Here is a 14,205-nt window from a genome sequence, read left to right as displayed (position 1 = left end):
GCTTTTTTGCTGTAGAATGCCGCGCCTTTAAGCATTAGCAAATCATTATCCTGCTAGTTTCAAAGGCCTATCTGTGAATTCCATCCAAGCCCTGGCCGGCATGCTGCTGCTCGTTGCCACCGCCGTCGCCTTCTCCACCAACCGCCGCGCCATCGATTGGCGCACCGTGCTGATCGGACTGTCCATCCCCAGCGGGCTGTTCCTGCTCATCAACTATCTGCCTGTCGCACACGCCGCCTTCTCCGCTTTTGGCGCCGGCTTCGCCAAGGTGCTAAGCTTTTCCGGCGACGGCGCCCGCTTCATTTTCGGCGACCTGGCCAAGCCCGATGGCAAGCTCGGCTTCCTGTTCGCCTTCACCGTGCTACCCGTCATCATCTTCTTCTCCTCTTTCAGCGCGCTGCTCTACCACTTCGGCATTCTGCAGCGCGTGGTCAATGCCCTGGCCTGGCTGATGAAGCGCAGCTTGCGCCTGTCCGGCCCGGAGAGCGTGGTGACCGCCGCCAACATCTTCCTGGGCCAGACCGAGGCGCCCTTGCTGGCCCGGCCCTACATCCAGCACATGACGCGCTCCGAGCTGGCCTGCGTCATGGTCGCCGGCATGTCTACGCTGTCCGGCGGCGTGATGGCTGCTTATGTCGCCTTCCTGGGCGGCGCGGACCCGATCGAACAAGGGCGCTTCGCCACCTATCTGCTGACGGCTTCCTGCATGAATGCCGCCGGCGCAGCGGTGTTCAGCAAGATACTGTTCCCGGAAACCTGCCCGGCCGACATCTCCAGCAATAAACTGAAGGCCGCCGAAGAGAAAACCGGCGGCAACTTCGTCAGCGCCCTGGTGTCCGGCGCGCTGGCCGGCATGAAGATGGCCGCGGCGGTGGCCACCATCCTGCTGGCCATCGTGTCGCTGATCGCCCTGGCCGATTACGCGATGAAGGACGGCCTGGGCGAGCTGCTGGGCGTCAACGGCGCCATCCGCGCCTCCACCGGCGGCATGTTCGACGGCCTGACGCTGCAATACCTGGCGGGCCAATTGTTCCGCGTGTTCGCCTTCCTGATGGGCATCAGCTGGAGCGAGACGCTGGGCGTGGGCAGCCTGCTGGGCCAGAAAATCGTGCTGAACGAGTTCATCGCCTTCCTGGACCTGGCCAAAATGAAGGCCGCCGGCGCGCTGTCCGCGCCGACGGTGATGATCTCCACCTTCGCCCTGGCCAGCTTCTCCAATTTTTCCTCGGTCGGCATCTGCGTGGCTGGCATAGGCGCGTTGGCGCCGTCGCGGCAGAACGAGCTGGCCGCAATCGGCATGCGCGCGCTGCTGGCCTCGGTGCTGACCGGTTTCATGACCGCCTCCACCGCCGGCCTGTGGCTGTCGCTGGCTTAAGTCGCCGGCAAACTGACAATCAGGCGGGAATCCGCTAGCATGCGGTTCCCGCCTTTTTCATGAACGGCCCCATGAAATCCGAATTCTCATTCTTCGCCACCCGGCGTTTCCTGCCGCTGTTCGGCACCCAATTCCTGGGCGCCTTCAACGACAATATGCTGAAAACCGCCATCGTGGTGCTGATCAGCTTCCACGGGCTCAGCACGGCGGGCCTGCCGCCGCAGCAGTTGGTCAATCTGGCGGCGGGCATTTTCATCCTGCCCTTCTTCCTGTTTTCCGCCAGCGCCGGCAAGTTGTCCGAGCGTTTCGACAAGGCCCGCATCGCGCGGTTGATCAAACTGGCCGAAATCGCCATCATGCTGCTGGCCGGCGCCGGTTTCCTGATGAAGTCCGCCGCCATTTTGCTTGCCGCGCTGTTCCTGATGGGCACCCACTCGTCCTTCTTCGGCCCGCTGAAATATTCGGTGCTGCCGCAATATCTGAAGGAGCATGAGCTGGTGGGCGGCACCGGCTTGATCGAGATGGGCACCTTCCTCGCCATCCTGCTGGGCCAGTTGCTGGGCAGCGTGCTGACCCACAATAGCGCGTTGCTGATCATCGCCGCCTTGCTGATCACGGCGGTGCTCGGCTACTTCAGCAGCGCCAAGATGCCGTCGGTGCCGGCCGGCGCGCCGCACCTGAAGTTGTCCTGGAACTTCATGGGCGACTCGGTCCAGCTGGTCCGCCAAGCCTGGAAAATCCATGACGTGCGCTGCGCCATCCTCGGCATCTCGTGGTTCTGGCTGATGGGCGCGATCTACACCACCCAGCTGCCCACTTTCACCCGGCTGCATCTGGGCGGAGACGCCGATGTCTACACCTTGTTGCTGGCGCTGTTCTCCATAGGCATAGGCATAGGCTCGATAGCTTGCGCCAAGGTGTCGCACGGCCAATTGCAACTAGGCATCGTGCTCCTGGGCAGCGCCGGCATGACGCTGTTCGGCGGCGATCTGGCGCTAGGCGCCCTGCCGCATTACTACGGCAAGCTGGCCACGCTGATGGAATACCTGGCCCGTCCGGGCAGCTGGCGCAGCATCATCGACGTGGCCTTGCTGGGCTTCTTCGGCGGCTTCTTCACCGTGCCGCTGTACACTTGGCTGCAGACCGGCAGCCCGGATGAATTCCGCTCGCAGGCGGTGGCGGCCAACAACATCATCAATGGCTTCTACATGGTGGCGGCGGCCATAGGCAGCGCGCTGATGCTGAAGGGGTATGACAGCATTTCCATGCTGCTGCTGGCGGCGGCGCTGCTCAATGTGCTGGCCACGGCCCACCTGGCCTGGTGCGCGCCTATCATCTGGCGCCAGCGCTTCAGCTGGATACGGCCCTTGCTCGGCCGCGCCTGATCCGCGGACGGCGCCGAAAGGCGCCGTTTTTATTTGCCGGACGCAATACCTTGCGGCTGAGATTCGCCCAGCAGTCGCTCCAGCCTGTCCATCGTCTTGCTATTCTCGGCGTCGGGCAAAGAGACGAAGAAACAAATGCCGCCTGCCGGCAGGTTCTCCGCGTAAATGCCGCCGCCGTGGCCCAGCGCGATCTGCCGGCAGATGGCCAGCCCTAATCCGGTGCCGCCGGCGCCGTTGGCGGTGGCGCTGCTTTGCACGAATTTGTCGAAAATGCTCTCCAACTCCGACTCCGGCACCCCTGGCCCCTGGTCCGCCACGCTCAGCGTCAGCATGGAGCCGAAGTGCTGCAGCCCGATAACGATGGCGCCGCCGCGCGGCGAGAACTTGATCGCATTGGACAGCAGATTGGCCAGCACCTGTTGCATGCGCGTTTTATCCGCCCAGGCAATCAGCGGCGTCGGCGGCAGCTCCAGCCGCAGCTGGATGCCGGCAGCCTGCAGCCTGACCTCCTCGCTCAGCGCCATTTGGCGCGCCAACTCGTTCAGGTCCACCTCTTCCCGCTTCAGCACCAGCCGTCCAGATTCCAGCTTGGCCAGGTCCAGCAAGTCGTTCAGCAAGACCAGCAGGCGCGAGCCGCTGGCATGGATATTGTCGAAATAGCGCTTGAGCCGGGCGGCAGGGGCGGTCAGCGCCTTATCGCCGCCGATTTCCGCGAAGCTGAGTATGCCGTGCAGCGGCGTGCGCAGCTCATGCGACATATTGGCCAGAAACTCGGACTTGGCTTGATTCGCCTGCTCCGCGTCCTCCTTGGCGCGCAGCAAGTCCGCCGTGCGCTGCGCCACTCTCTCCTGCAAATGATTGCGGTGGCCATGCAGCTCCAGCTCGGCGCGCTTGCGCTCGGACACGTCGCGGCCCACGCCGCGATAGCCGCGCAGGCTGCCGTCCGCGGCAAACAGCGGACAGGCGCTGATGGCCACCCAGTACAGTTCCCCATCGCGTTTGCGGTAGCACAATTCGCAATCGCGGATTTCCGCCCGCGCCATCAACCATTGCGCCAGCCGCGCCTGCTGCTCCGGATTGGCCCTCACCGGTTTCCATTCCGTCCAGTGCCGGCCCAGCAATTGCTCGCGCGGCACGCCGGTCAGCTCGCTGAAATGCTCCGAGCAGTAGGCCAGCCGCCCCTGACCGTCCAGCTCCCACAGCCAGTCCGAGGCGATGCTGGCGAACATGCGGAAACGCTCCTCGCTCTGCTGCAGCGCGCGCGTGGATTGCTGCGCCATCGTTTCAGCCAGCTCGCGGCGGCTCACCAGCAGATTCAGGTAAAAGCCCAACAGCACGGTCAGCGCCAGTCCAACCGGCAGCACCAGCCGCGCCGCGTCATGATTGGCGTTTTGTTCGAAATAAGCGGGCAAGGCATGCAAGGTAACGCGCCACACTCGTCCTGCCACAGGGATGTCGCGGCTGACACGAACGCCCGTGTCGTTTTTCAGGTCCGGCATCACCAGGTTCTGCAGCCGTCCAGGATCGCTCGCATCGTCCAACTGCATCGCTATGCCCTTGTCCTTCAGCGCGGGCAGCGCGCGGGCCTCCAGCCTATAGGCGTTGATGCCGCCGACCACCACGCCGCCGTGCAGTCCCTTGACCGGTATCATCATGGACACGCCGCTGCCTCGCTTGTCATCGAACTGGGCCAAGATCACCGGCTCGCTGATGCGCGGCTGGCCGCTGGCCAGCGCCCGGCGTATGGTTTCTCGCCTTCTCGCCTCCGACGCCAGATCAAAACCCCGCACTCTGGCGTTATCCGCTTCCGGCGCCAATAAGGTGACAGGGTAATATTCCGCGCGCTCGCCAACCGTCTCCCGCGCCCCGCTCTCCCGTCTTTCCTTGATCTGGCCATAACGGCTCTCGTACGCCGCGCGGTCCGCGCGCGCGACTCGGGGCGACCAGCCTATGCCCTGGAACAGCGGCCGCCTGGCCACCAGCGGTTCTGCGAAGCGGCTGAATTCCAACTGGCTGATATTGGGTGTCGCGCCCATGAACAGCGCGAGCGCCTCCAGCGCATCGATGTCCTGCTCTATCACCACCGCAAGTTGCTCGGTCGCGGCGATCGCGTCATGGCGGAAGTTGGATTCGGCGGCGCTTTGGCTCAAACTTTCGAAATGCCGGGCCAGCGCCAGGGTCAGGCCCAGCGGCACCGCCAGTATCAATATTTGCACCTCGGCGCGGGAAACGGCGCGCTGCAGGCCGACTTTATCCAGCCTAAGCATCCGGCAGCGCCAGCCGACGAGCAGCAACAGCGCGCCGCCCCCAATGAACCAGGCGGACAGCATCAGCCGCTCGTCAAACCAAAACCCCATGCCGGCAAGTTGCGGGCATGGGGCGAGATGGAAACCATCGAACAGGCGGGATCAGCCATGAACACTTCCTCTGCGCAAAACTGCGTATGAAATATTCATAGCGCGATCTTGCTGTTTTGCGCAAGCGCAGCCTCAGGCCAACTTGGCCGCCGCGTCGCGCAGCGCGGTGCGCAAGCCCTCCTCTAGCACCGGGTGGTAGAACGGCATGTCCAGCATCTGGGCGATGGTCAGCTGCTGCTGATGGCTCCAGGCCAGCAGATGGGCCAGATTCTCGGCGCGGGGGCCTATCATCTCCGCGCCCAGGAAGCGGCCGGTTTGCGTATCGGCGTAAACATGCAACAGACCCTGGTTGACGCCCATCACGCGGCTGCGCCCCTGGTCCTCGAAGCTGACTTCGCCCACCACGAAACCGCCTTCGGGCAAGTCGGCGAAGCGACGGCCCACCATCATCATCTGCGGATCCGTGAACACTACGGCGATGGGCGAGCGGCGCAGCCCCGGGGAGACTTCCGGATAGCGCGCGGCATTGAGGCCCGCCGTCTTGCCTTCGTCGGCCGCCTCATGCAATAGCGGCAGAATATTGTTGGCGTCGCCGGCGATGAATACCGGGGCGCCGACGCACAGCAGCGTTTCCGGGTCGAACAGCGGCGCGCCGCGGGCGTCGAGCCGCACACTGGTGTTTTCCAACCCCAGGCCGCGCACATTGGGCGAGCGGCCGGTGGCGGCCAGCACGTAATCAAAACGCTCTTCCACTTCCGCGCCGTCCAGATTCACATAGCGGATGCGCGCGGCTTCGCCGTCATTGGCCATCTCCAGCACTTTGGCGTCCGGATCCAGGTAAAACTGTCCGGCCAATGCCTGGCGGGCATAGTCGCGCACCGCCGGATCGCTCAGGGGCCCCACGCCGCCGCGGGCGCCGAACACCTTCACTCTCACCCCCAGACGCGCCAGCGCCTGGCCCAGCTCCAGTCCGATCACGCCGGGGCCGAACACCGCCACGCTTCGCGGCAGATCTTCCCAGTCAAACACATCGTCGTTGACGATCAGATGGTCGCTGAAGACCTGGAACGGCGCGGGAATGGCCGGCGACGAACCCGTGGCGATCACCACACGCTTAGCCTGAACCAGGGTGTGGTCGTCCACCTGCAGCGTGGTGTTGTCGACGAAGCGGGCATAGCCGCGCAGCTTGTCCTTAGCCGGGATGCCGTCCACGCCGCGCACCACGAAACCGACGAAGCGATCGCGCTCGCTGCGGACACGGGCCATCACCTCGCGGCCATCGATGCGAACCTCTCCATCCACATGCACGCCGAACCTATCGGTGTGGCGGGCGTGATGCGCGGCTTCGGCGGCTGCGATCAAGAGCTTGGACGGCATGCAGCCGACGCGGGCGCAGGTGGTGCCGTAAGGACCGCCTTCGATGATCAGGGCGGATGCGCCCTCGGCCTTGGCGGCGCGGTAAGCGGCCAGGCCGGCGGTGCCGGCGCCGATGACGGCTACGTCGATATGGATGGTTTTCATGGTCTTTATCCTCATTATTGGCGGGGATGCGGCACGGCACGCCGCGCATCAGGGACATGCCGTCCCGCATCCCGACGGGAAAAAACGGCCGGCAGGAGTACCGGCCCAAGCATTCCGGCGGCGTCAGGGCCCGAAGCCGCCGGGACGAACGTCAGGGGAGTTACTTGGCGAAGCGCTTTTCCACTTCATCGGCGGAGCCGATCAGTTGGCCGTTGATGAACACCTGCGGGGCGGTCATCTTGCCGGACACGGCGCCCAGCACCTTGCCGCGCACCTTGTTGTCCAGCGGCACTTCGACGAAGTCATAGCCGTTTTCGGCCAGCAGCGCCTTGGCGCGGGCGCAGTGCGGGCAGCCTACCTTGGTGAAGACCACGACTTGGTCGGGCTTCTTGGCGGCCGGGTTGATGTAATTCAGCAGGGTATCGGCGTCGGACACCTTGAACGGGTCGCCCGGCTCTTGCGGCTCGATGAACATTTTGTCCACCACGCCGTCCTTCACCAGCATGGAGTAGCGCCAGCTGCGCTTGCCGAAGCCCAGGTCCTGCTTGTCCACCAACATGCCCATGCCTTCGGTGAACTCGCCGTTGCCGTCTGGAATCATCACCAGATTGCCGGCTTCCTGGTCCTTGGCCCATTCATTCATCACAAAGGTGTCATTGACCGATACGCACAGAATGGCGTCCACGCCATTGGCGAAGAAAGCCGGCGCCAGTTCGTTGAAGCGCGGCAAGTGGGTGGACGAGCAGGTCGGGGTGAACGCGCCCGGCAGAGAGAACACAGCGATGGTCTTGCCGTCGAACAGTTCCGCGCTGCTGACATTTTTCCATTCATTGTTTTCTCGGGTGCGGAAAGTGACGTTCGGTACGCGTTGGCCTTCACGATTTTGCAGCATGGCTATCTCCTTGGCTGGGTGATGAGGTTGTTAACTATCGATGAGTTAATTTTGATAGCCATGAGCAAATTCGTCTAATTGATTGTCACAAGACTTTCGATTGCCTTTCTTAATGACCATTCCGCGGAGGTGCCGCCTAGGCCATGCAACTCGACCATAGCCACGCATCTCTCAGGCCTGCGCCACCCGGCCTTCCGCCGCGTGGATGCCATGGCTGCCAGGGCCCATCTCGAAACGCAAGGCATAGCCTGCAAACAAATTAAGAGTGGACGAATACACCGGCGCGCGCTTTCTTCTGCGCCGATCCGGAGGGCCTGCCAATCGAGCTTGACCAAGCGGCGTAAACGCCGCGACGCCGTTCAGCCGGCTCCACGGCCATGGGCCGCCGCCCATGGCTCAAGCCGTTCGACAAACCAGCGCAAAGCCTTGCCTCCGCTCCCATGCCGCCAGGCGAAGCAAGCCGCCGGCATCGGGCGCGCGGACTCCACGCGCCGCGAAACCAGTTCGCCCGAAGCCAGGCGCTCGCGCGCGCCCTCCCTTGGCATGTAGCACACGCCCAGGCCCGCAAGCGTCAGACTGAGCTTGGCCGAATTGCTGTAGACCAGCAGAACCTCCTGCCCCTCTTCCATGCCGGCCGCTCGGCCGCGCATATTGCGCGCGGTATCCCCGATGGCGATCAGCCGATGCCGGCGCAACTGTTCGCGACCCAGCGGCTCGGGCTCGGCCGCCAAAGGGTGATCCGGCCGCATCAGCAACAACATGTCCATCGAGCCGATCTCGCGGCAGCTGCAACCATCCGGCACCACCTGCATCGGCGCGCCTATCACCAGGTCGGCCCGTTCGTCGAGCAGCGCGTCCCAGGTGCCGTTGAAAATCTCGCGGGCAAAGCTGAGCCGGGTGCCGGTGCCCAAGTCGTCGAATTCTCGAATCAGCGGCACCAGGGTATCGATCGGCGTCACCCCGCCCAGCGCGATGCGCAATTCATCTTCCCAGCCCTCGGCGCGCAGCGACAGCCTTCGTTCCAGGCTATCCACGGCATCCAGCAGTCTGCGTCCGTCGCGCAGCAGCATTTCCCCCTCGCGGGTCAGTCGAGCGCGGTAGCCGCTGCGGTCGAACACGGCAATGCCCAATTGCTGCTCCAGCTTCTGCATGGTGTACGTCAGGGCGGACGGCACTTTGTGCAAGGCTTCCGCCGCCGCGGCAAAACTGCCGTGGCGCGCGACCGCGTCCAATGCCGTCAAAGCCTCAAGCGAAATTTTCATATTCAAATTCCTTGAATCTCAATTTCTATCATTTCCGCTTTTTCCGACTGCAATCAATCCATAAAATTCCAAGAAATAGGCAAATTCAGGAATGAACATGGAATTTATTAATTAAATCTTAAATTTTAAAATAAATTAATGATTCAATTTTTTTCACCATTCATCATCCGCACAACTCATCTGGAACCACACAGTGATCAAGCTGGACGCCATAGCCATCGCGCCTATCCCATTACCCGCCCGTTTGCAGACCAACAAAGACGCGGACGCGTGAGCCCGCCGAACCCATTCGGCGACGCGGCTCCACCGGCAAAAAACGCGCATCCATTCCGGAAGCCTGCCACGGATGCCGGCTCGACCTCGCTGCCAAGGAGCGACTCGCGACCTGGATGACGTCGCCGCCTGCCAGACGCCCTCTTCTCGTTCTTTCCCGCCACGATTCGCATGCCACTCGATCCGGCTGCGCCCAACCCTCAGGAGTTTCACCCCATGCACCACCCACTGTTCCGGCCAAGCTGGCTCTGCCTGATCCTGCCGCTGCTGGCGGCCTGCGCGCCCCCGCGCCAGGCTGCGGAGCCCGCCCCCCCCACGGTCACCTTGCAGACGCTGCGCCCGCACAGCGTGCCGCTGCGCATGGAGCTGGTAGGAGAAACCGCCGGCTATCGCGACGTGCAAGTCCGGCCCCGCGTAGGCGGCATTCTGTTGAAACGCGCTTACGTGGAAGGCCAGGCGGTGAAGAAAGGGCAAGCGCTCTTCATGATCGATCCCGCGCCATACCAGGCCGTGCTGGAACAGGCGCTCGGCGCCCAGGCCGAAAGCCAGGCCACGCTGGACAAGGCCACGGCGGACCGAAAGCGCATCGAGCCCCTGTTCAAGGAAGACGCGGTATCGCGCATGGACTACGACAACGCCGTGGCGGCCCACAATGCCGCGCGCGCCGTCAAGCAGGCCGCAGACGCCAAAGTGAAGGAGGCGCGGCTCAACCTCGGCTACACCCGGGTGGACGCGCCCATCGCCGGCATGACCAGCAAGCAAGCGCTGTCCGAAGGCAGCCTGATCCGCACCGACAGCGACTTGCCCCTGACCACGATCACGCAGCTCGATCCGCTATACGTCAACTTCGCCGTCTCGGAGCAAGACCAGCTCAATTTCGAACACGGCATCGCGGATGGCAGCATCCAGACAAACGGCCAAAAGGCGCGCGTGCGCATTCGCCTGGCGGACGGCAGCGAATATCCGCTGAGCGGCGAGCTGAACTTCCACGACAACCGCGTTGATCCGCGCACTGGCACCATCAGCCGCCGCGCGATCTTCTCCAACCCTCAAGGCAAGCTGCTGCCGGGCCAGTTCGTCCGCGTATTGCTTGACCTGGGCACCCGCAACGATGTCATCACGGTGCCGGAAACCGCCATCATTCAATCGCAGACGGAGACCCTGGTGCTGCTCGTGGACAAGAACAACCGCGTGCAGTCGAGACCGGTCAAGCTGGGCGCCCAGTTGGGCAAGGAAGTCGTGGTGGAGTCCGGCCTGGCCGCCGGCGAACGGCTGGTCGTGGATGGCCTCATGAAGGCGCAACCCGGCGCGACGGTGCGAGTCGCCGCCGAGGAAAGGAAGTAAGCCGCGATGTTTTCCCAGTTCTTCATCAACCGCCCCATCTTCGCCAGCGTCATTTCCATCATCCTGTGCCTGGCCGGCCTGGCCTCGATGCGCGCCCTGCCGGTGGAACAGTACCCGCAGATCGTGCCTTCGGTCGTTTCCGTCAGCGCCAGCTACCCCGGCGCCACGCCTGAGGTCATAGCCGAAACCGTGGCCGCGCCGCTGGAGCAGCAGATCAACGGCGTGGAAAACATGCTCTACGTCCAGTCCAACTCCTCCTCCACCGGCCAGTTGGCGCTGAATGTCTACTTCAAGGTGGGCGCCGACCCTGACCAGGCCACGATTGACGTCAACAACCGCGTCCAGGCGGCATTGAAAATGCTGCCGGAGGAAGTGCAACGCCAAGGCGTCACCGTGCGCAAGCGCTCCACTTCGGTGCTGAGCGTGATATCGGTCAATTCGCCAAGCGGGCTGTACGACCGCAACTATCTGGCGAATTACGCCCTGCTCAACATCATGGACGAACTCAAGCGCATCCCCGGCATGGGCGACGTCACCATGCTGGGCGGCACCGACTACGCGATGCGGATCTGGCTGCGGCCGGACAGGCTGGCGCAGCTGCAGTTGACGCCAGCCGACGTAGTCCAGGCGGTTCGCGAGCAAAACGCGCAATTCGCCGCCGGCAAGATAGGCGCGCAGCCCGCCGGCCAGGAGATCGGCTTCACCTATACCGTCAATGCCAAGGGACGCCTTTCCAGCCCGGAGGCGTTCGGCAATATCATTGTGCGCGCGGAAGCCGATGGCGCCAAGATCCGCCTCAAGGACGTGGCCAGGGTAGAAATGGGCGGCAACGACTACGAAGTGGTAGGCAGCCGCAACGGCAAGCCGGCAGTCGGCATCGTCACCTACCTGCAACCCAATGCCAATGCGCTGCAAGTGGCGCAGGCGGTGCGCGACAAGATGGCGGAACTGAAGAAACGCTTTCCCGCCGGCGTGGACTACGCCATTCCCTACGACACCACCGACTTCATCAAGGTCTCCATCGACAAGGTAATCTCCACGCTGCTGGAAGCCACCGTGCTGGTCTTCGCCATCGTCTACCTGTTCCTGCAGAACTTCCGCGCTACGTTGATCCCCTGCATCGCCGTGCCGGTGTCGCTGATCGGCACTTTCGCTGGCATGCAGCTGTTCGGTTTCTCGATCAACCTGCTTACGCTGTTCGGCATGGTGCTGGCCATCGGCATCGTGGTGGACGATGCCATCGTGGTGCTGGAGAACGTGGAGCGCATCCTGCGCGAAACCGGCTGCAGCGCCAAGGAGGCCGCCATCCGCGCAATGCGCGAAGTGTCGGGCCCAGTGGTGGCCATCGTGCTGGTGCTATGCGCGGTGTTCCTGCCGGTAGCCTTCATAGACGGCATGACCGGCGTGATGTACCGCCAGTTCGCCGTCACCATCTCCATCTCGGTCATCCTGTCCGGCATCGTGGCGCTGACGTTGACGCCGGCGCTGTGCGCGCTGCTGTTGAAGCCGGGGCATCATGAACCCGCGCGGCCGTTTATCTGGTTCAATCGGATGTTCGAGCGCGTCACCGGCAAGTACGCGGCCGGCGTGGATTTCATCAACCGGAGGACGGCGCTCGCCCTGACGCTGTTCGCCGCGCTGCTGCTGGCCACAGCCCTGCTGTTCCGCGCCGTGCCGGGCTCGCTGGTTCCCAACGAGGACATGGGGAATATGTACGTCAGCACGGCGCTGCCGGACGCCGCCGCCCTGACCCGCACCCTCCGCGTGACCCAGGACTTCGACCAGGCCCTATTGAAGAATCCCAATATCGCCAACGTCACCACGTTCAACGGTTTCGACATCCTGTCCGGCGCCAAGCTGCCTAACGGCGCCACCAGCTTCGTCACCCTGACGCCATGGGACCAGCGACAAGGCAAAGAACAAGACTCCGCCAGCGTGGCCGCCTGGACCAACCGCCAAGGCGAACCGGTGCAAGCCGCCCGTATACGCGCCTTCACGCCCGCCCCCATCATAGGCATGTCCACCACCGGCGGGCTGGAAGCCTATTTGCAGGACCGCAACGGCGCAGGACCAAGCAAACTGGGCGATGCAACCGCCCGTCTGCTGGCCGCGGCGCAAAAACGGCCAGAATTCGCCTCGGTGTCCACCACGCTGCGCGCAGACGTGCCGCAAAAATTCCTGGATCTGGACCGCGAGAAAACCAAGGCGCTAGGCGTGCGCGTCAATGAGGTATTCGACGCCATGTCGGCCACCTTCGGCCAGCTCTACGTCAACGACTTCAACCAGTTCGGCCGCACCTACAAGGTGCAGCTGCAGTCGGAAGCCGCTTTCCGCGCCCGCCCCGGCGATATCGGCAACGTCCACGTGCGCTCGGAAGACGGCAGCATGATCCCCTTGACCAGCCTGGTCACGGTGACGCCAAGCTACGGCCCGGAACTGGTGGACCGCTTCAATATCTTCGGCGCGTCCAAGATCCTGGCCCAGCCGGCGCCCGGCGTCAGCTCCGGCCAGGCCATCGCCGCGCTGGAAGCAGCGGCGGAGCAAACCCTGGGCAAAGACTTCACCCTGGCCTGGAGCGGCAGCGCCTTCCAGGAAAAACAGGCCGGCCACAGCGGCAGCCTGGCCTTTGCCTTGGGCATCCTGATGGTGTTCCTGATCCTGGCCGCGCAATACGAGCGCTGGACCTTGCCGCTGGCGGTGGTGACCGCCGTTCCGTTCGCCCTGTTCGGCGCCTTGCTGGCCGCCTTCGTGGCCGGCAAGAACAACGACGTCTATTTCCAGATCGGCCTGGTGACGCTGATCGGCTTGTCGGCCAAAAACGCCATCCTGATCGTGGAGTTCGCAGTGCAAAAGATGGAGGACGGTTTCAGCGCCATGGACGCCGCGCTAGAGGCCGCCCGCCTGCGCTTCCGCCCCATCGTGATGACCTCGCTGGCCTTCATCCTGGGCTGCGTGCCCCTTGTCACCTCGTCCGGCGCCGGCGCAGCCAGCCGCCACTCGCTGGGCTTGCCGGTCATCGGCGGCATGCTGGCGGCGACCTTCATCGCCACCTTCTTCATCCCGCTGTTCTTCATCCTGATCATGAAGCTCAGCAAGCAGAACAAGCCTCAGCAACACGCCGGGGCCGGAGGAAACGCAGATGCTTAAGCGCGCCCTGATTCCCGCCGCCGTCGCGCTGGCCGTATCCGCCTGCGCGGTCGGCCCAGACTACAGCCGGCCCAAGGTCGAGCTGCCGGCCGCCCAGGCAGCCACCCAGACCCCGGCCGTCAGCGCCGACTGGTGGAAACAGTTCGACGACCCGGTGCTGAACCAACTGATAGACGAAGCCGTGGCCGGCAATGCCGATCTGCAGCTGGCGGCCGCCCGCGCCGAGCAGGCCGCCGCCCAGGCCGGCATCGCCCGCGCCGCGCTGCTGCCCGCCCTGAACGCCAACGCCGGCTACCAGAGCGGCCGCAGCTCCAGCCAATTGGCCACGCCCGGCACCCCGCTGGTCAACGACGTCCGCGCCGCCAATCTGACGGCGGCGTGGGAGCTGGACCTGTGGGGCAAGCTGCGCCGCGGCAACGAGGCGGCCCGCGCCAGCTACGCGGCCAGCCGCTACGACCGCGACGCCGCCCAGCTGGCGTTGAGCGCCCAAGTGGCGCAAACCTACTTCCAGCTCCGGGCGCTGGACGCCCAGCTCGACATCGCCCAGCGCACGCTGCATAGCCGCGAGGAATCGCTGAAGCTGCAAACCAAGCGCTTCCACGGCGGCCTGATCTCCGAGCTGGAGCAGCGCCAGGCCGAAGCCGAGGCC

9 protein-coding genes are annotated in these 14,205 nt (G+C 64.1%); 5 read left to right on the top strand and 4 right to left on the bottom strand.

Annotation, left to right across the window (positions count from 1 at the left end; translation table 11 throughout):
• The first annotated feature begins 73 nt into the window (after positions 1-73).
• Together C2I19_RS17510 and C2I19_RS17505 are read left to right on the top strand one after the other, a co-directional pair.
• Complete coding sequence (locus C2I19_RS17510) at positions 74-1,375, top strand: NupC/NupG family nucleoside CNT transporter (protein ID WP_103903939.1); 1,302 nt, start codon at positions 74-76, stop codon at positions 1,373-1,375.
• 71 nt (positions 1,376-1,446) lie between these two features.
• The gene (locus C2I19_RS17505; protein ID WP_103903938.1) at positions 1,447-2,760 is read left to right on the top strand and encodes an MFS transporter; all 1,314 of its coding nucleotides are present in this window, start codon (positions 1,447-1,449) and stop codon (positions 2,758-2,760) included.
• Between the two features lie 29 nt (positions 2,761-2,789).
• Here the strand turns inward: C2I19_RS17505 and C2I19_RS17500 are convergent, their stop codons facing one another.
• From C2I19_RS17500 to C2I19_RS17485, 4 genes are all read right to left on the bottom strand, one after another.
• On the bottom strand, positions 2,790-5,117 hold the full coding sequence (locus C2I19_RS17500) for a CHASE domain-containing sensor histidine kinase (protein WP_103903937.1): 2,328 nt from the start codon (positions 5,115-5,117) through the stop codon (positions 2,790-2,792).
• Positions 5,118-5,249: 132 nt separating this feature from the next.
• Entirely contained in the window at positions 5,250-6,638 is a 1,389-nt protein-coding gene (locus C2I19_RS17495) for a dihydrolipoyl dehydrogenase (RefSeq protein ID WP_103903936.1), read from the bottom strand.
• A gap of 160 nt (positions 6,639-6,798) precedes the next feature.
• Positions 6,799-7,530, bottom strand: a complete 732-nt coding sequence (locus C2I19_RS17490; protein ID WP_103903935.1) for a glutathione peroxidase — start codon at positions 7,528-7,530, stop codon at positions 6,799-6,801.
• 359 nt (positions 7,531-7,889) lie between these two features.
• Positions 7,890-8,792 (bottom strand): LysR family transcriptional regulator, encoded by a 903-nt coding sequence (locus tag C2I19_RS17485; RefSeq protein ID WP_103903934.1) that lies wholly within the window; start codon positions 8,790-8,792, stop codon positions 7,890-7,892.
• Positions 8,793-9,281: 489 nt separating this feature from the next.
• Between C2I19_RS17485 and C2I19_RS17480 the strand changes: the two genes are divergently transcribed.
• The 3 genes from C2I19_RS17480 to C2I19_RS17470 form a co-directional block, all read left to right on the top strand.
• Positions 9,282-10,409 (top strand): efflux RND transporter periplasmic adaptor subunit, encoded by a 1,128-nt coding sequence (locus tag C2I19_RS17480; protein WP_103903933.1) that lies wholly within the window; start codon positions 9,282-9,284, stop codon positions 10,407-10,409.
• 6 nt (positions 10,410-10,415) lie between these two features.
• Positions 10,416-13,556, top strand: a complete 3,141-nt coding sequence (locus C2I19_RS17475) for an efflux RND transporter permease subunit (RefSeq protein WP_103903932.1) — start codon at positions 10,416-10,418, stop codon at positions 13,554-13,556.
• Positions 13,549-14,205: TolC family protein (locus C2I19_RS17470; protein ID WP_158253752.1), on the top strand; the 657-nt coding region annotated here is incomplete at its 3' end. The genes C2I19_RS17475 and C2I19_RS17470, both read left to right, overlap by 8 nt.

The sequence above is a fragment of the Chromobacterium alticapitis genome (assembly GCF_002924365.1).
GTDB lineage: Bacteria > Pseudomonadota > Gammaproteobacteria > Burkholderiales > Chromobacteriaceae > Chromobacterium > Chromobacterium alticapitis.
Note: the sequence above shows the minus strand (reverse complement) of the source record. Positions and strands in the feature narration are given on the sequence as shown.